At 40.3% G+C, this 18,055-nt stretch carries 23 protein-coding genes and 1 pseudogene; 4 read left to right on the top strand and 20 right to left on the bottom strand.

What is annotated here, in order from left to right:
* Positions 1–2: 2 nt before the first annotated feature.
* Genes INT04_RS01785 through INT04_RS01755 form a run of 7 tightly spaced genes read right to left on the bottom strand, consistent with a single transcriptional unit; the run spans position 3 to position 6,432 of the window.
* On the bottom strand, positions 3–644 hold the full coding sequence (locus tag INT04_RS01785; RefSeq protein ID WP_193014427.1) for a hypothetical protein: 642 nt from the start codon (positions 642–644) through the stop codon (positions 3–5).
* Positions 641–904, bottom strand: coding sequence for a hypothetical protein (locus tag INT04_RS01780; protein ID WP_004242500.1), 264 nt, complete (start codon positions 902–904; stop codon positions 641–643). The genes INT04_RS01785 and INT04_RS01780 overlap by 4 nt, the downstream gene beginning before the upstream one ends.
* Entirely contained in the window at positions 889–1,140 is a 252-nt protein-coding gene (locus INT04_RS01775) for a hypothetical protein (protein ID WP_004242498.1), read from the bottom strand. Before INT04_RS01775 ends, INT04_RS01780 begins: the two co-directional genes overlap by 16 nt.
* A 3-nt stretch (positions 1,141–1,143) precedes the next feature.
* The gene (locus INT04_RS01770; protein ID WP_193014426.1) at positions 1,144–4,806 is read right to left on the bottom strand and encodes a DUF1983 domain-containing protein; all 3,663 of its coding nucleotides are present in this window, start codon (positions 4,804–4,806) and stop codon (positions 1,144–1,146) included.
* Positions 4,806–5,204, bottom strand: coding sequence for a DUF6950 family protein (locus tag INT04_RS01765; RefSeq protein WP_193014425.1), 399 nt, complete (start codon positions 5,202–5,204; stop codon positions 4,806–4,808). The genes INT04_RS01770 and INT04_RS01765 overlap by 1 nt, the downstream gene beginning before the upstream one ends.
* Positions 5,205–5,260: 56 nt before the next feature.
* Complete coding sequence (locus INT04_RS01760) at positions 5,261–5,842, bottom strand: hypothetical protein (RefSeq protein ID WP_193014424.1); 582 nt, start codon at positions 5,840–5,842, stop codon at positions 5,261–5,263.
* Complete coding sequence (locus INT04_RS01755) at positions 5,842–6,432, bottom strand: hypothetical protein (RefSeq protein ID WP_193014599.1); 591 nt, start codon at positions 6,430–6,432, stop codon at positions 5,842–5,844. Before INT04_RS01755 ends, INT04_RS01760 begins: the two co-directional genes overlap by 1 nt.
* Before the next feature lie 151 nt (positions 6,433–6,583).
* Between INT04_RS01755 and INT04_RS01750 the strand changes: the two genes are divergently transcribed.
* Positions 6,584–6,775 carry a YqaE/Pmp3 family membrane protein gene (locus tag INT04_RS01750; protein ID WP_004242485.1) on the top strand — a complete coding sequence of 64 codons (192 nt, stop codon included), beginning with the start codon at positions 6,584–6,586 and terminating at the stop codon, positions 6,773–6,775.
* A 24-nt stretch (positions 6,776–6,799) separates the two neighbouring features.
* Here INT04_RS01750 and INT04_RS01745 read toward each other — a convergent pair whose 3' ends face one another.
* From INT04_RS01745 to INT04_RS01715, 7 genes and pseudogenes are all read right to left on the bottom strand, one after another.
* Positions 6,800–7,030 (bottom strand): DUF4035 domain-containing protein, encoded by a 231-nt coding sequence (locus INT04_RS01745; protein ID WP_004251574.1) that lies wholly within the window; start codon positions 7,028–7,030, stop codon positions 6,800–6,802.
* A gap of 160 nt (positions 7,031–7,190) precedes the next feature.
* Positions 7,191–8,357, bottom strand: coding sequence for a phage major capsid protein (locus INT04_RS01740; protein ID WP_193014422.1), 1,167 nt, complete (start codon positions 8,355–8,357; stop codon positions 7,191–7,193).
* A gap of 3 nt (positions 8,358–8,360) precedes the next feature.
* Complete coding sequence (locus INT04_RS01735; RefSeq protein WP_193014421.1) at positions 8,361–9,029, bottom strand: HK97 family phage prohead protease; 669 nt, start codon at positions 9,027–9,029, stop codon at positions 8,361–8,363.
* A gap of 17 nt (positions 9,030–9,046) precedes the next feature.
* The gene (locus tag INT04_RS01730) at positions 9,047–10,315 is read right to left on the bottom strand and encodes a phage portal protein (protein WP_193014420.1); all 1,269 of its coding nucleotides are present in this window, start codon (positions 10,313–10,315) and stop codon (positions 9,047–9,049) included.
* Positions 10,315–12,047 (bottom strand): annotated as a pseudogene (locus tag INT04_RS01725) (terminase large subunit). Before INT04_RS01725 ends, INT04_RS01730 begins: the two are co-directional and overlap by 1 nt.
* A complete protein-coding gene (locus INT04_RS01720) occupies positions 12,001–12,468 on the bottom strand; it encodes a phage terminase small subunit P27 family (protein ID WP_193014419.1) in 468 nt (155 codons plus the stop codon). The pseudogene INT04_RS01725 and the gene INT04_RS01720 overlap by 47 nt, the downstream one beginning before the upstream one ends.
* A 118-nt stretch (positions 12,469–12,586) precedes the next feature.
* Entirely contained in the window at positions 12,587–12,925 is a 339-nt protein-coding gene (locus INT04_RS01715; protein ID WP_109395512.1) for an HNH endonuclease, read from the bottom strand.
* Between the two features lie 280 nt (positions 12,926–13,205).
* Between INT04_RS01715 and INT04_RS01710 the strand changes: the two genes are divergently transcribed.
* Positions 13,206–13,517: a hypothetical protein gene (locus INT04_RS01710; RefSeq protein WP_193014418.1), complete on the top strand. Its 312-nt coding sequence runs from the start codon at positions 13,206–13,208 to the stop codon at positions 13,515–13,517.
* 353 nt (positions 13,518–13,870) lie between these two features.
* Complete coding sequence (locus tag INT04_RS01705; RefSeq protein WP_193014417.1) at positions 13,871–14,452, top strand: hypothetical protein; 582 nt, start codon at positions 13,871–13,873, stop codon at positions 14,450–14,452.
* 43 nt (positions 14,453–14,495) lie between these two features.
* Here INT04_RS01705 and INT04_RS01700 read toward each other — a convergent pair whose 3' ends face one another.
* The 5 genes from INT04_RS01700 to INT04_RS01680 form a co-directional block, all read right to left on the bottom strand.
* On the bottom strand, positions 14,496–14,960 hold the full coding sequence (locus INT04_RS01700) for a lysis protein (protein WP_193014416.1): 465 nt from the start codon (positions 14,958–14,960) through the stop codon (positions 14,496–14,498).
* A 2-nt stretch (positions 14,961–14,962) separates the two neighbouring features.
* A complete protein-coding gene (locus tag INT04_RS01695; protein ID WP_193014415.1) occupies positions 14,963–15,121 on the bottom strand; it encodes a hypothetical protein in 159 nt (52 codons plus the stop codon).
* Complete coding sequence (locus INT04_RS01690; RefSeq protein WP_193014414.1) at positions 15,103–15,573, bottom strand: lysozyme; 471 nt, start codon at positions 15,571–15,573, stop codon at positions 15,103–15,105. The genes INT04_RS01695 and INT04_RS01690 overlap by 19 nt, the downstream gene beginning before the upstream one ends.
* Complete coding sequence (locus INT04_RS01685; RefSeq protein WP_193014413.1) at positions 15,573–15,842, bottom strand: hypothetical protein; 270 nt, start codon at positions 15,840–15,842, stop codon at positions 15,573–15,575. The genes INT04_RS01690 and INT04_RS01685 overlap by 1 nt, the downstream gene beginning before the upstream one ends.
* A 184-nt stretch (positions 15,843–16,026) precedes the next feature.
* Positions 16,027–16,329, bottom strand: a complete 303-nt coding sequence (locus tag INT04_RS01680; RefSeq protein WP_193014412.1) for a hypothetical protein — start codon at positions 16,327–16,329, stop codon at positions 16,027–16,029.
* Between the two features lie 21 nt (positions 16,330–16,350).
* On the opposite strand from INT04_RS01680, the gene INT04_RS01675 reads away from it, so the two are divergent.
* Positions 16,351–16,905, top strand: coding sequence for a hypothetical protein (locus tag INT04_RS01675; RefSeq protein ID WP_058336192.1), 555 nt, complete (start codon positions 16,351–16,353; stop codon positions 16,903–16,905).
* Positions 16,906–17,054: 149 nt separating this feature from the next.
* Here the strand turns inward: INT04_RS01675 and INT04_RS01670 are convergent, their stop codons facing one another.
* The gene (locus INT04_RS01670) at positions 17,055–17,477 is read right to left on the bottom strand and encodes a hypothetical protein (protein ID WP_193014411.1); all 423 of its coding nucleotides are present in this window, start codon (positions 17,475–17,477) and stop codon (positions 17,055–17,057) included.
* Between the last annotated feature and the right edge of the window lie 578 nt (positions 17,478–18,055).

The raw sequence follows: 18,055 nt of genomic DNA, 5'->3' as shown, positions 1-18,055 counted from the left end.
TTCTACCCACCATACTCCCTCACATCAATATAAAAATACTGCTTACCTAATGAGGTTGTTGACATCTGTCCTGAAACTATCATGGAATGAGGAATAATACGGTTACCTCGGCCACAAAGAGTTACTCTAATCGTTTTTCCTCCCATCGAATCCATCATACCAATCTGCCCTATTGTTGTGATTAATACCGCACAAGGGCATCCGACATCCACACCATTCCAATTATTTCCTGTGAGTACAAAGTTATTTCCCTCTAATAAATTAAGTGGTCTTTGGCTTGAAGCGTGTGTAATAACACCTTTATGATAGATTTGAATCCCCCATTTTTGAGGGTGAAGTGAAATATGATAAGAAGACTTCACAAATACATAGAGCTCATATTCTGCTGAATTACCTTGAATAGTATCGATTAAATTCACACACCACGCATTGTTCTCATAAATTACTTCAGATAATCCACTTAATGATGGATTAGAGGAATTAAGAACTCGAATAAAAATAAGTGGCACTGCGTTATTATTACCTTCGATAACTTTAATTAGCCCTGGCTTAGTTTTTATCTTTTTTAAAAATACGGCTGATTCATAGGGTGTTAATTCTTCGGTAATGCCCTGATTAAAAAATAATGCACCATATTTACTCATTTAATTAGTACCATAATAATTCCATTAATCGATTGACTACCACGTAGAGAATTCCACGAGATTTTATTATTCTCGACTCTAACAGTGAAATAAGATCCTCGATTTCTAGCTACAATATAGGCGGCCAATGACCGCCCTTTAGGAATATTATTATAAGTTTTACTGCCATTTTGAGTGACCGCTATTTGGTCAAAAATAAACGAACGCCCTGTGATTTTTATTGGTTTCCCTTTTTCATATATTTCTATTCCCCACGACATGAGAAATCCTCTACGGCATCAGGAGATACCCATCCTCCCAAGAATTTAAATCCTAATTGAGGTACAGCATGATAAAGAGGCCCTTTAATGGTTTCTCTCTTTTTATCAAACTTTACTAATACAGGTTGTTGATAATGAAAAGTTTTTATTTGGTAAACACCTTGGCAATCAACTTTCTTATATCCAGAGGTACACCCTGACAATAATAATGCTGTAATTAAAACAATAAACTTCATACGCTACCCTAAATAACCTATTTTTGCCGCTAACTGATTGTTTTCATCGTAAACATAAATAGTATTATTCGTGATCACTAACCGCCCTTTTGTTCCTCCTGAGTTAATATCTAACCGTCCACGAAATACTGCATCATTTAATTCCACATTCCCTGTTGTGGCATCAATATTAAATCCTTTCTTGCCCGCTGAATAATTAGTGGATGTGATTTTTTTACCTACTGATAATTTATCAATAGTTGCCTTGCTAAATAACGCATCATTGAAAAAAGCTTGTCCATTTTGGATCACAAACGGTGTCACCACTTTGCCGTTTAATGACGATATCACTGCAAAGTTTTGGGCATTAACCAGAAATTGACTATTTCCTTGTGCATTAAATCCTAAGCCAATGCCAGTAATGACTTTATTCCCTTTGCTATCTTGTTGGACTTTCATTGTCCATGATGCCGAAATTTTACCATTTATGTCTGTGACCACTTTCGAAGTTTGTTCGATTTTGGCTGAACTTGTACCCACTTGGCTTTCTAAACGAGTGATTTGCTGAACGGTCGAGGTCACCTTACCTGAAACCTCGGTCACTTTGGTTTCGAGTTGGCTTACCGCATTCGCCGTTGCATTGGCTGTCTGTTCGCTGGATTTAGGTACTTCATTCGCCACAAACCCTTTTGGTGCCACCGATTGTTTGTTAGTGGTGTAAGTGCTGGTGATAATTTGATGGTTAACACTCTTGTGTTTAGTTAACTGATATTTTGCCCCTCCCCGCAAATAAATATATTCCACGGAACCATTTATTAATTGAGCTGGCCCCATCACAGGAGATTGATTTGTCCATCGCCAATCAAAATTATCAATGATGCGGTTTTCAGACTGAGTTCCCCATCCAGAACCACTGACTTGCCATTCCACAATCATGGCAAAGCCTTTAGTGCTGTGAGTCGCATAGCTGGGTTTATTGTCTGAATATTGCCCTAAGGTTCTAAAGACCTTAAAGGCATAACGACGAGAGGTCGCTAATGGCAAAATAATTGGATAATAGGTGTTTTCATTGAGTTTTGATAAATCTAAATCCACCACCACAGACTCCATTAAATCGGCTTTCACTGTATCTAATTTGCTGGATAACGTTTGTACCTGTGAGGCTGCAGACGTCACTTTGCCATCAATCTTAGATACTCGCGTATTTAACGCATTAACCGCACTGCTATCGGCTTTCCCTTTCAAATTTGAATTGAGCGTTGAAATCTCTTGCGTTTGTGCTTGCTGTTTCGAGGTGAGGGTTTCTAGTGACTTATTAATCGCAGAAACATTCCCATTCATCCGTGTTTCCAATGATTGTCTGGCTTTAGCTTCCGCTTGGTCACCTGTAACTCGCGCTTGCTTCTCGGCGGAGATAAGTCCTGCGGTGACTTTCGATAAATCATTTCCGGTATAGTCACCACGAAGTTGAGTGGCTAAGAATTGGCGTTGTTGAGCCTCCGTTTTATCAGCTTCAGCGCGAGCTTGTTGCTCTTGGTTAATTACCGCTCCTCGCGCAACTTGCTCCGCTAAAATCGCATCATGGTTTGCTTTCACTTGCGTGTTTAATTCAACAACAGCTGATTGGTTAGCTTTGCTGTTAATTTCACCCAATAGGTCTTGTGCGAGTTGATCTCGACTAATTTGCCCAGCTAATTCTTCAAGAATTAAATCGGTTTGAGAAGAGCAAACACCATAAGCTTCCACAAACGGTGATTTACCATAGCTGTTGATTGTTCGAACATAAAAATAATACGTATGCCCTGCTTGTAAATTCTCTTGCGTCCAGAAATTCCCTTGGCCAACTTTATTTGTTTTGGTGATCACTTCATTTTCAGAAAGATCAGCGAGCTTTTCCTCACTAAACCAAAATTCAAAGGTATAACCAAAGACAGCACTATCGCCTTGTTTCGGTACAACAGTCAGATTAAATAAGCCAGAGGTAACATCAATATGTTCAGGAGGCGGTGGTGCTTGAATGGCAAAGTCACTGATAGCGGGTGCCGACATCGCACCGGCAACATTTGTTGCTCTGACTTCAACACGATAAGTCCCTCGCGCTAATCCGTTAATATCAACACGCTCAGCCGGCACCTGAATAGATTGAATAACATTGCCTTCTTGGAGAATAGTAACGGTGTTATAACGTACATCAGACGCCACATTCTGCCAAGAAAGCGTACCTTGCACGATGTCACTGACAGCAAGTGGAACAAAGGTAAGATTAATCGGTGAAGCAACACCACCTGTGGGTAAACTCACAAACGGCGGACGTTCGAAAGGCTTGCCAATCACATCTTCATATAAATAGGCACCATCCTCTTCCAACGTTAAAGCCACACCCTCTAAAGCATGAAAAGACCATTCGGCAATACGGAATTCCAGCCCACTAATCCCCAAAGAAGGTAATTCTAAAAGCACAACTTCCCCGGGACGATAAGCATAGCCGTCTAAGTTCATCGTGAGTTGAACCCGTCTTCCTGCTTTCTTTTTGCGAAGATATTGGCGGGCTAATCGTTGGGCTTGATAAGGGCTAGTAACAAAACGATAATCGATGTTCTCCCGAATTTCTAAGCCATCCTCTTTCACCCATTCGTCCACAATCACAGGCGTGAAATCGGTTTTTGTGTACAACTGTTCGGCATCAATAAATGTGCCATACACCGCATTGGTCGCGTCTTTTAAGCCTGTTTCAGGGGTACAAGTGACAGTGCCAATCAATTGTGATTCGGTAATGGTTTTTATTGCCGGCCCATAATAAGCGCCAATTTGGATACTGTGTTTTCCTGCGGTGAATGTCGGTTCGGCATTAATGCATTTGTGCATCGCTTCCAAAATACTGGATGGACTCTCATTTAAGTCATAGGCACCATTAAGGGTATATCGCGACTCAAATCCGCCTTCTGGCAGACTCACTTTTTCATCACATAAATCGGCTGCCTGTTTAAAGCTGTCAAAATCAATATCCGTATCAGGCACTTTTAAATAATAGCGGTAATAATCCAAAATGACTAAAGCCCCATTATTACTCCATGCAGTTTGCCCAGTGCGAGGATCAAACAGATGTTTTCCCCAGACTTCACATTTCACATTGGGTAATCCATAAGGGAATTTTTCTTGGTCAAACGTGAGTGTCACACGTAACCACGCTAGACCTCGACCAATCATATCCTCTTTCCATGACGGGCAATTTTTAAGCATAAAGGGATCGGCATTTTTCCTATCGTTATGTAATTCCCATGAGGCTTTATCACCAAACGTCTCAATGAGATCATCACTCAACCAAATCTTCCCGATTTTCTCTATGGGGTGCCCTGCCAGAGCCAATGCCAGTGTGATTTTTTCATTTTCATCTTGTTCCCCCGCTTCTTCTTCGGCGAAGAAAAGCAAACCCGATATCACTGTTTTTCCGACAATTACGGTTTCAGGCGCAGACGATGAACGTAACATCTGTTTGCGTTCACTGGTATCTCGATAATTCATGGAAGGCAGTTTAGGCTTAAAGATAAGCGAACCCGCGACTTGAACCGCAACGCCTGCTGCCATCAGTGCCATACCCATCGCCGAGGTGACGCCTCCGGTAAATAGCCCAGCAATCATTAAGCCTGCACCCACGACTTTTGAAATTAATCCACCACTTCCCCCCATTATTCCACTCTCCACGCTTTGATTGGGTTAATCTGCACTGGCTTCACACCTTGTGGGGTTACGCCCCAATAATGCCCCGCCCAGACCACGGCTAAACTGTCACCGTCCTCACCTTTGAACAGTACGAGGTCACCACGCTGAACCCGCTCAATCTCAATGGACTTGAAATAGCGTGATACGGCTTTCTCTAAGGAGCCAAATTTGGATTTGAGCAGGTTGAAGGCTTCGGCTTTGGTTTTATAGTGATTGAGATAAGGCCTTATTGGAGAGAAACCGCATTGTGCGTAAATACATTCAGAGGCGAAAATACAACAATCAAATTCCCCCCATGAAAAAGGGCGACTCATCGCCGCCCTTATGGTTTCAGGTAATTTAAGTGTCCAGTTAGGTTGTTTCATGTACTGACCTTAAATAGCAAAAAACCCACAAAAGTGGGTTTAACAAGACAATAAGATTATTTATAAATAAATGCAGGTGCATCTTTCTTGCTGCCCCAATAAATCGCCCGTTCAGCTATTTGAGCAACATAACGAAAGATACGATCACCTTGTCTTCGAGATGACCACGACTCATCGGTGAATCTATCAGGTAACCCGATTGACCATCGCTCGAATCGATTAGAAACATTAACACATACGGCATTTTCTTCGCCAGACACCACATTGACAGATGTGATTTGTCCGACAAATAAGACTTCAGCAAGCAACGGTTTTCCCTCTTCACCAATGGCGACCATCATCAATCGGACTTCGCGTCCTCGACTTTGCTCATTCATCACCATACCCACCAGCGATTTATCAAAACCCGTTAATTTAAGCTGTAATTGTGGAGGACTGGTTGTCTTATTCTCTTTTAGCTGACTGATTTCCCCTAAACTTCCTACACCTAAATAGGTTTCCCCCGCAATAATCAGTTGCCCAACACCGGTATGCGCACAGGTGACGCCTGATTTCAAATCGAGTCTGGCTGCTAAAACGATATAAGCCCCCTCATTAATCGCGTTGACCATGGCATCAGAAAATGGATGATATTGCATTAGTACAACACCTCCTCAAAAGATAACGTGATATTGGTATACCCCAAGCGACGATGCTGAAATTTACCCTGTTCATTATCAACGAGCCGAAATACTCCAAAAGGACGCTCAACTTCGAGCATTTCATTGACGGTAGGTGACGTTCTTAACATCGGTGAAATAGGAATATTTGCACGTCCTTGATTATCACTGACCACATCCGTCACCACCATTTTGAGTTCATTGCCCACTGTTAAGCGATCCCCTTGCTGTAACACGCGCATATTGCGCTTCCAGTCCTTTGTTTCTAGCCGATGACCTAATTGGCTCGGTATTGCAATACGAGGCGAACCATATCCATAACGCCCTTTTCTTATCCAACTGGCTATTTTGACTCGTCCCGACATCCCATCCAATGAAGCCACCAGCGCTTCTAACTGGCGCGATTTCTCTTCATTTAAATTATTAAATGTCAGTTCACAACGCCAACGGCTTCCCGGAAAGCGTACCGTCTGGCTACTTCCATTAAATGGCGAGGTAAAGGTTTTGCTGTTACTCAATAATTGCCAGTTTTCCTGTGTGGGGATCACCTCTTTTGGCCATTCCAATATTTAATCTACCTAATGCTCCCGCCATAAATTCAATCCTTGGTATGAACACTACAAAAGCAAACTTTCACCCTGAATAAATGCAATATTCCTTGTTATTTGCTATTGATTTAATTATTGATAAACTGAAATTTCGAATAATAGAGGGGGTTTTATGAGACTTATTCTGGCGTTATTACTACCTTGGTTACAATTTTTCACGATTGGTCGCCCATTCGCTGGCATCTTCTGCCTTATCCTACAAATCACCTTAATTGGGTGGATCCCTGCGGCTATCTGGTCGGTTTATGCCCTTTCTCAATACAATACGGATAAAAAAATTGAGAAAATGTCTCGCGGTGGTTAACGATTAAGCCCCACTCATGTGGGGCTATCGATTGGCCAATACACTCTCAGTGACGTTATCCCACACCTCTTCTTCCGTGATTTTCTTCTTCCACATCGGCATAAAATCCATCAATTCCGGCGGAGACGTTTTCGGATCACGATTTATCATCGCGAGAAGATGCGCCACTTGTGCCATCCGATAATCCTCTCGCCATAAACCAAAGGGTTGTTTGCGATAAAAAGCTTCATATTCACACAAGTGGCTTTCAGGCATTTGCTCGATTTCTGTGAGCGTTTTTCCCAGAGCCGACGACAATATCAATTGAAATTGTCGTCGGTCTCCGAGTTTTTTTTCGCTATTCCCCGCTTCTGCTGTAAACACCGCATTAGAGAACCCTTGCCCTAATCGATTGTTACCTACCCCGACCTATTACTTAAGCACTTCTTCCAGACGTTGGAAAAGTCCCTTTAATTAAGGCTTGAGGGCGATAATGGGCTAATGCTAAACGCTCTTCACACAAAATGGTCAGCATATTTTTCACAAAGTTATCACGATCTTCTCGACTCACTTCGATAACTGCATTCATTCGATCCCATACTTGAGACGCCAAATCAAATGCACCAACAGTAAACTCACCTTGTTTTTGTGCTTTTGTTGGAACAACAGGTAATCCCCACATTACATTTGAAGTAAAGGCTTGTGGGCCACCAAAAATATAACGCCCTTCTTTATCTTTCATTAACGCAATGGCATGCCAATCACGAGGATTTAAAATAATACCAGAGGCACTAAATTCAGATTCTGTTACCTGATAAATGGCATGAGCAATCAGGTCAGCATGCGTGTCGCCCGTAGCACTCAACGTGGTATCATAGGCAGTGGCAACATGATTAATCCCCGTCAAATTATCCGCTGTACCGTCACCATTGAGTAATTGATCCTCTTCCACTAATGCTAAGCCATACAATAAGCGGTTATTAACGTAAGACTGTAACTGCACAGCATCATCCATCACTTGGCGAGACGCTTGGATCCAATGAGCAATAGTGATCACATTTGCCGTTTGTTTTTCAAACGTCAGATTAGATTCTGGCTTTTGTGCCTTTTCTTTCACGGGTGCCGCGCTATTGGTAAATAGTTTTTCACGTACATATTCCAGTGAGTTACTGGAAATACGACCTTGAGCTAATAAATCGCGAATAACTAAACGACGCATACCCGGCATAATAATACCCGGTACTTGCATAGGCTGAATGAGAACTCCGGCTGAGCTCGCATCACTGCCTAATGATTTATTAAATGTTTTCACTTCATAAGAAGCCTGACTCCCATTCCATGATTTTGTCAGCGCTTCTGCTGCTCGCTCAGAAAAATCTTTTTTCGCATTAGGATCATCAGCGCTCGTTGCCCCTTTCTGCTCTAAATCAAACAGACGTTCACCGGCTTTTTTTAACTCCTCTTGAACTAAGACTAAATCTGTTTGTAATTGCTTTGAAACTGCGCCAGTAGCTTCAATTTCTTTCTTCTGTGCATCGAAGAGCTCTTGCACCTTTTTTTGTGATCCTTCGATGGCTTCTTGGATAATAGCTAAGTCAGACATATTCTATCCTTTCAGATTAAATGCATTAATTTGGTTAACAATGGATGCGACTAGAGATTGTTGAGTGTCATCGGACTCACTCCGAATAGCGGATTTGAAGCGGGAAATAAAACCTACTGCTTCTGATTTTGATAAACCGGCTGACTCTCTCAGCCAATCCTCAATATCTCGGATCGTTAATAACCCATCGATGCTCTTGAGTGATGAAACCTGTGCTTGGTCATTAGCGGGAAATGTACAAATACTGATTTCACGTAACAGGGAGATGTTTTTAAAAATACGACCTGAAGGTGTTCGCTCAAAGTCATTACGCAGACAACCGAATCCGATAGAAAGCCCGTCAACCGTGCCATGCTTCATTGCCGCTTTTAGATCTTGAGCCGCACTATGACCGGGTGTCAGTTGTCCTCTTACACGTAACCCTTTTTGATCTTCCTCCATGTACTCCCATTTCCCCACAGGAAGCTCCCAGACTCGATGGTTATAAAACATAGCGACTTTTTGTTTTTGCTTATCTAAAACATGCTTAAACGCACCGGGTAAAATAATGTCACCGTCGAGATCTTGATGACTAAATACGGAGGCATAACCTTCGAAAATGCCTTGTGTGTCATCTCCCGTAAATTTGATTTCCGCTTCATCAAAATTCAGTGTTTTTCTAATATCAGGCATTGAACCCCCATAAATAATTAAGCCCCACTTTCGTGAGGCTCTTTATTGAGTTGGTTAATCGGTAAATATTGTGCTTGCCGGTAAGCGACATCTCCACCTTCAAGAGGAGGATAATTATCGAGCCGTCGCATTTCATTAATGGTTCTTAGCCCTGATTCTCCCATCGCTTTCATAAACGCGGCGCGTGAAGTGGAATCGCCACGCAATAACTCATCAAGGTTATGTTCAGCATGGTATTTCCCCACTTCGGGTGGTTTTAGAAGCCAACGCGCAATGCAATTTTCCCATCGGGAGATATAGGGTTGTAAGGTATATTGAAGAAAACCTAAGTTTTGTTGCTCAATACCTGTTCCCCAACTTGTTGATTTTTCAACATCACCGACTAAGTGCGGTGGAACCCCAAAGAAACGAGCCAATTCACTGACTTGAAATTTGCGGGAAGACATTGTTTCTGCATCTTGAGGACTAACACCAATATCTTGTGCTTGAAATCCCCCTTCTAAGATCCACAATCGTTTTTTAACGGGACCACCCGCAATTTCTTTGAAATTCTCTTCAAGTTGGCTACGTTGCTCTTTATTCAATACCTTATCGCCCGTTGTCAGAATTTTAGGAGACTTAGCTCCATTAGCATAAAACTCACGTTGTTGATCTTCCATCGCAACGGCCGTGCTTGCTGTCTTACACGCATAAGCAATAGGCGACAATCCAACTAATCCATTAAAACCAAACCCTTTTAAATGAAAAATTTCGTGTTGTTTAAATTTGGCAAATTCATGATCACGCTGATATTTATAGATAATATTCTTCCCCTCCATGCGTACATCCATATTGGCAGACAACAGAGGAAGCAAGCTGATCACATCACCGACTTTATTTCGCTCAATCAACGCGAAAGCATTACCATAAAAGCAAAGTTGCATAGTCATTGCCTCTCGGAATTCTTGAGCCGTCATATATTGATTGGGCGAATATCGCAGTAATCGAGCCAATGGGTTACTTAAATCAACTTTGGTTCTATTTCCTTGCTTATCCGTTTCAAACACATCCAGTGGCAAACAAGCCGTTAACGTCGAAATTAAGCTAACACAACGCCAAACCGTGGATATTTGGAGTATTCGCTCATCATTTACAGAAGAGTCACCAAGCGAGCCTTGCGCTGAGATAACGCCTGATTGTGAACCTTGTTCAGGTGTCACGAGTCTTCCCCCGACAAAGAAAGAAGCCAGACGCGCAAACCAACCATGATTAGTGCGCAAATCGATTGAATATTGTTTATCTGTCATCACATACTCAATGGGTTAGAGAAAAAATCATCAAGGTTGCCATCATCAACCTCACCTTCCGCAGCACCAATCGCCATTGCAGATGCCACCACACCATCAATTCGACCAGTACTTTTTTTCTTGGCAAAGACGCGGTTATCTTTTTGGTCAGCCTCAAGCACAGCGGATGCGGCATTCCATCTCAAACAAGGATTGGTGTGGATCTCAATCTTCTTGTCATCAATGAGCTGTTCAAACAGTTCGATAGAGTGTGGCATCCATAGCCCTGAGTCTTTAGCTTTGTAATATCCTTGTCCATGCGGAGTTAAAGGAACCGTCACACCCGCTTCATCGAGTTTGGGTTCAAGGTATTTAATGCGATAAGGGTCAAAGGCAATGGCTCTCATGCTGACGTGCATCGCCATTTCAGCAATGCGTTCTGCCACAAATTCATATCTCACCGCATTCCCTGGAGTGGTATGCATAAAACCTTGCCTTACCCATAAGTCGTAAGGCACTCGGTCGGTTTTTGCTCTATCCAATAAGGTGTCTTTGGGTGTCCAAAATTCGACATAAAGACGTTTAAGACGAGGGAAATACAAGGCTAATGCGGTTAAATCTTTGGTTCCTGATAAATCCAATCCGCCATAACACTCTTCACCCTGAAGATCATCGAAGGTGAACGTGTTTTCACATCGCATCCATGTTTCACTGTTAATCCACGGATTATCGGCATCCACCCACTGACAAAAATTAAGCCGACGCACAATGCTTTCTTTCGCGGGCATACCTCGGGCTTGTGTCACTTGTTCGCGTAAGTAGCGATCAGAAAAGGTGTAGCCCAATGACGGATTGGCTTTCCCCCAGCAAGACTCATCCTTAAAGGGATCATCGCCTTCATCCAGTGAGCAAATATAGGAAAAGAAGCTGTCGTCTTCGATAGTGCCTTCGGCAACTTTTCGCCCGTATTCATGGTAGTCATAACACACACTGGTTTTATCATGGCCACTGTTGGTGATCATAAATATCAAGGCTTGCCGCCGACCTTTTGTACCCGCTCGCATCATCTCGACGGCAGTATTATTTTTATGCTCATGGATTTCATCAATCAACGCACAATGGGGACGAGGCCCTGATTGCCCATCATCCGAACTAATCGGGCGAAAGAATGAACTTGTTTTCAAATAAGCCAAGTTCCACTCTTTGCCTGTTCCGCCTGATTTGGTGATCCGCTGACTTAATGCGGGAGATTGATCAACCATCGCCACGCATCACGAAACAAAATCATGGCTTGGTCTTTTTTCGTAGCTGCTGCATACACTTCGGCGCGCGGTTCACTGTCAGCGACTAAACAATACAACCCAACGCCACCTGCCATCGGTGATTTTCCTGAACCTTTGCCTGATTCAACGTACACCATGCGAAATCGCCGTGTACCGTCAGTCATTTTCCAACCAAAAATAGAGCCAATCACAAAGCATTGCCAAGGCAATAAAATAAACGGCTTCCCTTCATGCTCCCCGCCATTGAGTTTTAAGACTTTCGCAAAAAAGTCGATCACTCTTTTGACAGCTTCAACATCCCAGACTAATCCCCGTTGCTCGGCTTCATTTAAATCTTTGAGATGACGCACACATGCATGACGAATATCAGGCCCCGCTAAAATTTTGCCTTGATGCACGTCTTGTGCGTATTGCGTTGCCGGATCAACCGAAATATTGGTTGAGCGGATCTTCCTCTTCTTCTCCACCATCCATCTTCACCTTCGAACGAGCGGCGGGGGTTAAACCAAACTCGACTAAATAACTTTTAAAGCGGCGATCTGCATCAGCCAACATGGCAACGGCAGGATTCGCTTTAATTAAGAAATCCCCTAATTGCGTTTTTGTGGTGTATGTCCGACCTTCAATGGCAATGGTATCTCGCAATTGAAGAATATCGGCGTAGATATCACACAGCCGTTCTAATGCCAGCGTGTCAGCCACGGTTAAAATACCCATTCCATCGAGTAATAAGGTTAATTTTGCCCACGCCATTTTCCCCCAATCCGTTAAATGTTCGGGTGGGCTTGGAATTTCACGTTTGGGTTGGGGTTCTTTATCGTTGAGTTTTCGTTTTCCCGGATTACCGGTGACCACCTTCAAGTGGGTCGGTTTCGGGCGTCTTCCTGTCATCGGAAACTCCCAGAAAAAAACTTTTCATTTCGCGGTTGTGCACACAAATGAGGGCGCTAGGTAATCAGGGCGAAAGCGTTTGAACTTTTACCCCGCCCCCACCCTGTATTTCATGGTGTTATTGATGCCAATGAGAATTGGGATCGAGAGGAATGCCATCCGCATTACAGCCAATGACTTTGCCACTCTTTTCGATACGTTGTTTGGTTGAGTTATGATGCAGTTCGCATAGGCTTTGAAAGTTATTTTTATCCCAGAATAAGGCTTGAGCTTTTGCGATACGTTCTTTATCACCTGATTCAAGTGCTTCTTTAAGACGATGTGGAGTAATGTGGTCAACTACTGTGGCAGCAGTAATGCGTCCTTGCTCTTGGCACATAACACAAAGTGGATGTTCATTAAGAAACGCTAATCGCACCTTTGCCCAGCGACCACCATAGACATTGCGCTTTTTCATGGTTTATCCCATTACAAATTTTCCCCAATAAAAAAACCACCAGCGGTTAACTGATGGCTATCCATTATTATCAACTCTCTTAAATAGATAATTTTTACAAATTAAAATAAAAATACATACACCAATCTAATAAATCAAATAATAAAAACTAGCATACTATATAATATTTGCTATATTCTATCTAACAATTAAATTTAATAGAAATTAAATGAATTTCAATTCATATCTAATTAACGACATAAAACCTTAATCTATTATTTATATTTAAAAGGATAATATAATGAATAAATTATTACTAATAGTTAGTATACTGTTTTTAAGCTCCACTACTTACGCAGCACAAGGAACTATAAAACTAGCCAAAGACTTTAAAAATATAGCTGAATACGTTAAATATCTCAATGACACGATCGTTAGTTCTGAACAATGTAGTGAACTTATAGATTCTTATAATAATGCAACTCTTATTGGTATAACAAATTACGCGTTATTACCAGACAGTGATGCTCTAGAGGCAGTTAAAAATAAATGTAGTGAAATAAATAAAAATGCAACAGAAGCAATCATTTCTGGAAATAAGATTGCGCACTAAAATGATATAATAAATGAACTACAATTAAGCTCTATTCATCTATTTCCATTTAAATAGAGCTTTATTAACAACAAAAAACAACCTATTAATTCCTGTAATTATAAATACTATATATTAAAATAACCTAGTACCTATCTAATTATTTAATTTGATTCTTCTCTGAGTAACCAATTATTTTTCTTAGTTCTCTTTCGCATAACTTCTTCAGATATGATATTTTATGTAACTACTTTCATAAGAAATAATAAACTGACTTGATTGCCATCCAAGCTGAGCTTTTAGTCATAATTTCTCTATATATTAATTATCATGATAAGATTTACGTACAATCCAAACAAAAATATCATTTACTAATGAAAACATCCCAAATAGATACCATTACTTCAACTTTAATTGACGCAATCAAAAATCCACGAGTTAAGCAAAAACTACACGAACTTAATTTATATTTTTATAATCGAAAACATGAGAATCAGATTAGGGATGAAATAAGCATTGTTATCAATGAGAACTCTGATTACTTAGCAATGACAGAACATCCCAAAAGCAGGAATGGTGCAGTGGACTTATCTCTTTATCCGGTAAATAAGGATGAATCTAGTTTGATTGCTACTATTGAATTTAAACATCATTATCCGAAGGATCTAACCATACCGGCAGTTCAAAATAGCATTATTTCTGACTTAACTCGTAATTTATCCAGTCAAACAAGTCATTTTATTCACATTATTCAACAAAGAAAAATGCGTAAAAAACCACCCGTTAGCGACGTAAAATTCTTGCAAAGAAATTCAGACGATATTGCTTATTACACATGCCTTTTAGAGAGTTTAGATAAATTCCCGTTAAAATACAATAAAAACAGCCACTCAATAACCATAAAATCAGAATTTATTGAGTCCACTTATACTTTCGATATCTACTCTCTTATGTGATAGATTTAATATATAAATTAAAGGGGTATGGATATAAAAAACTCTAATCACCTACACACTCCTGCCTGATGTAATCCTGCAACCCTTTAATCATTTGCTCTGACTCTGCAATTCGCTCTCTGAGTAACCAATAATTTCGGATAGCGGTGTCAGTAGGTCGGGCGGTGGTTGCATAAGCCAAGCTGGTGGAGGGAGTGGTTGTGACTTTGGGACACTCGGCTTTGATATACACCCGCTTAGGATGACGCTCACTAATATCACGCAAACGACTAATTTCATTCTTAGCATTCGCTAGCTCCTGTGTATATTGAATATCCAGTTGGTTTAATCGCATTATGCGTGCTTGATAATCAGTGTTAATAGACTTCTGTTCTTCGAGTGCAATCGTTAGTTCTTTGTTTTTTTCTATCAACAGATTAATCCTGTTAGCTTGCCTGTTAATCACCCAATAGCCACCCACAATGATGCCTACCATCACAATGACGACATAGAGTTTCCCGTATTTCATGATTAGTACCGATGATGTGAGAGTGCAATCTGACAGCGTTTTTCTAAACTAATGTGGTCTTTAGTACATGTGTTATCAATCAAGAGATAAATACCACCAGCAACGGTGATGAATAATGCAAGGATAAAGCTAATAATGATGATTAAAGGTTTCCATGACATAGTGCTGACTCCGCCTCTCGACGACTGACAAGCCCTCGCCAAACCTTTCCACCCGCATAAACCCAGCGTTTCATTTCTTCACAAGCACTCGATCTATCACCCGCGTTTAGTTTCTTGAGTAATGTTGAACGAGCAAATGCGGTTGTACCCACATTAAAAGCAAAGGAATATAAAGCGGCTTTGGTGTAGTCATCGAGTGGCACTTTGATTAATGCATCGACTTGCTGTTGTGTCTTAATAAAATCGTTTTGTAATAAGGCATCACATTCTTGTTGTGTGTATCTCTTACCCTGAATAATGTCTTTGCCTGTATGCCCATAACAAACTGTTAGAACACCCGCCACATCACGATAAGGTTCATAACGTACACCTTCAAAATGGGCTATTACTACTAACGCGATTGCTGTTGCCCCTGCTGTTGTTAACGCAGCTATTTTCTGTTTGAGAGACATTAAATATCCTTTGGCACTTTCACCATTAATTCAGCAAGCCTTTTTAATGTTTCGGTCGGGTTTTGTGGATCAACATGACGAACAAGCTCTTCAAATAATTGAGTGCGTTTTCGTTGTTCTCGACGTGTCATAAAATAAGTAGCTAAACCTAGAGCCATGCTAAACACCATCCCGATAACGAATCCCCATTCATATAACGAGAGGCTGGCAAAAAATGCCGTTAAGCCTGCGGTTCCATAAGTTACATTGGTTAATTTATCCATACGCATAGTCACCCCCAGAGGAGTGTCCGTTGATGATTAGTGTGAGAAAGTTAAAAGTGAAAATATAAGGCTTAATTAAATTAATGATTCAGACCAATGTGGTTGGCTGAATGAATGATCACAGGCTATTCAAGAATTCAGTGGGATCATTAAAAATATTCAGGTGCTCGCAAATAACCAAACATTCCAACTAATCGAAATTCCTTTCATAAAGAGAACATTCCAAATTAAATATCTCATCTTTATATCTTTGAATAACGCTACTTATAACCTCCTGTTGTATACCGGTAAAAGAATTCCATATAGCCAATAAAGATGTATCATGATCCGACCAAGTTTCACCTATAAAAATTTTATCTTTTATCATCGACTTAAAAATATCATTATCCTCCGTATTCACTTCTGATACATTATTATCAGGTAGGCGCCCAATAACGCAGGCTATATGGCCATTAGGATCTGCCAATCCAATGGTTTCATTTTTTATTTTCATACAAAGTCCTATGAGGAAAGAATGAATACTAAAATATTTGAAAAATTATTTCTTGCCGATGATAAAACTCGAAATGCTGTATTAACAATTTGTGAGACCGATACTCCCCTCGTCTCAGTTTTAACACTACATTTAACTTGTGAAAATTTTTTAGAAGCTTTTATATCAGCTCATCTAAATATTGAGGATTTGTTTGCAGAAAAACCAGAAAATATTAACGATGTTAGATTTAGAATGTCCTTTGAACATAAAAATAAGCTAGCTCAGCGATTAGGTATGCCAAAACAAGCATATGATGCTTTTTGTCATATTGATCAGATAAGAAATCAGTTTGCACATAAATTATTACATGCGGAAATACCCGCAGATAGAATAAATAAACTTTGCACTCTTATCGATTCAATACGCTCTTCAGAACAAGAATTAAAATTAGAAGATGAAGGTATACACTATTCCCCTTCTAATGCAAAAAAAACATTTACCTATCGAATGTCTGATCCCGATATTCCTCAACCGTTAAAACTTTGCATCGCATACTTCTCATTAATAAGAAGAGTCTCGATGATGTATCAATAATTATAAAAACCTACTTATAAAATAGTATGTAATTTGCCATAAACTCTTATAACTAAAAATATGAACTCTCTGGAGTTTCGGGAGAGTTCAACCTGTAAGAGCTAATTACAAATCAACATATTTATTTTTTGCTCTGTTTACTCAAAGTATCAAACAGCTTTCGACACATTAAATGCCCTTAATAAACCTTCAGGCAACTGCTCTTCCAGTAACGCATTAGAAACAATCACAAGACCATACATAGATATCCATGTATTCGTTTGTTGTAACTGTCCTTGAATAAATTGCTTCGCTTTCTCTAACAAATAAACACAACTCTCTTGTGTATTTTTGCGCCAATAAGATTCAATCGCCACCAGCAATGGGTCACCAGCATCATTAATCTTTTGTGTACCGATTCGATATTGTTTTTTACCTGCGGGAGATGTCGTGCAAATTAATTGCGTCAGTTGTTGAGTATCACCATCAACCGTATGAATATTTGCCGTTAAAATGGTTGAGATATTCATTTCACTGTCTGTTTCTGAGGAATAGTGAAGACTAAACTGTAATTCGCTTATCTCTTTTGACATAACATTTACCGATTTATTTTAGTTAATAAGGTGCCGACTCACAGCTCTTGTGTGAACGGTATAAGTGGGTGTTGATTCTGTGGTTGGCGTAGATGAAAAGGCTACAAAGTAACCTTATTTAATTTAGGGTTGAATATATTAATGAGAATAATTATCATTACATATGTATCAAATTGACAGGTCTGATACGAATTAGTACGACATGACTTACATTGCTTCTTGCGTTTATTTTATATGCCGATATGACTCCTAGCGTATCGGCATTTTTTTATTTTGTGTTGGGTAATTCTTTTATACTTATAATTTAGATATTCCGCTCAGATTTGACCCAAGACTGCTATAATTCAAGGCTAAATCTAGTTGTAGTGACAGAGTCGATATATTTATCCAGCATCTCGCGAGTTTCATCGCTAAATTTTCCTGTAGTTCATAATTCAACATTAACATCTGCATTTGAGTAGCTGCGCCTGGCAAACTTACGAAATACGGGTATTTGATGGGCAATCTAGTATTTTATTACTTCGTGTTTAACAACTGAGTAGGGTTTATACCCTTTACATTCAATGAAATATAGCTAA

The sequence above is a fragment of the Proteus sp. FME41 genome, from assembly GCF_014897315.1.
Classification (GTDB): Bacteria; Pseudomonadota; Gammaproteobacteria; order Enterobacterales; family Enterobacteriaceae; genus Proteus.
Note: the sequence above shows the minus strand (reverse complement) of the source record. Positions and strands in the feature narration are given on the sequence as shown.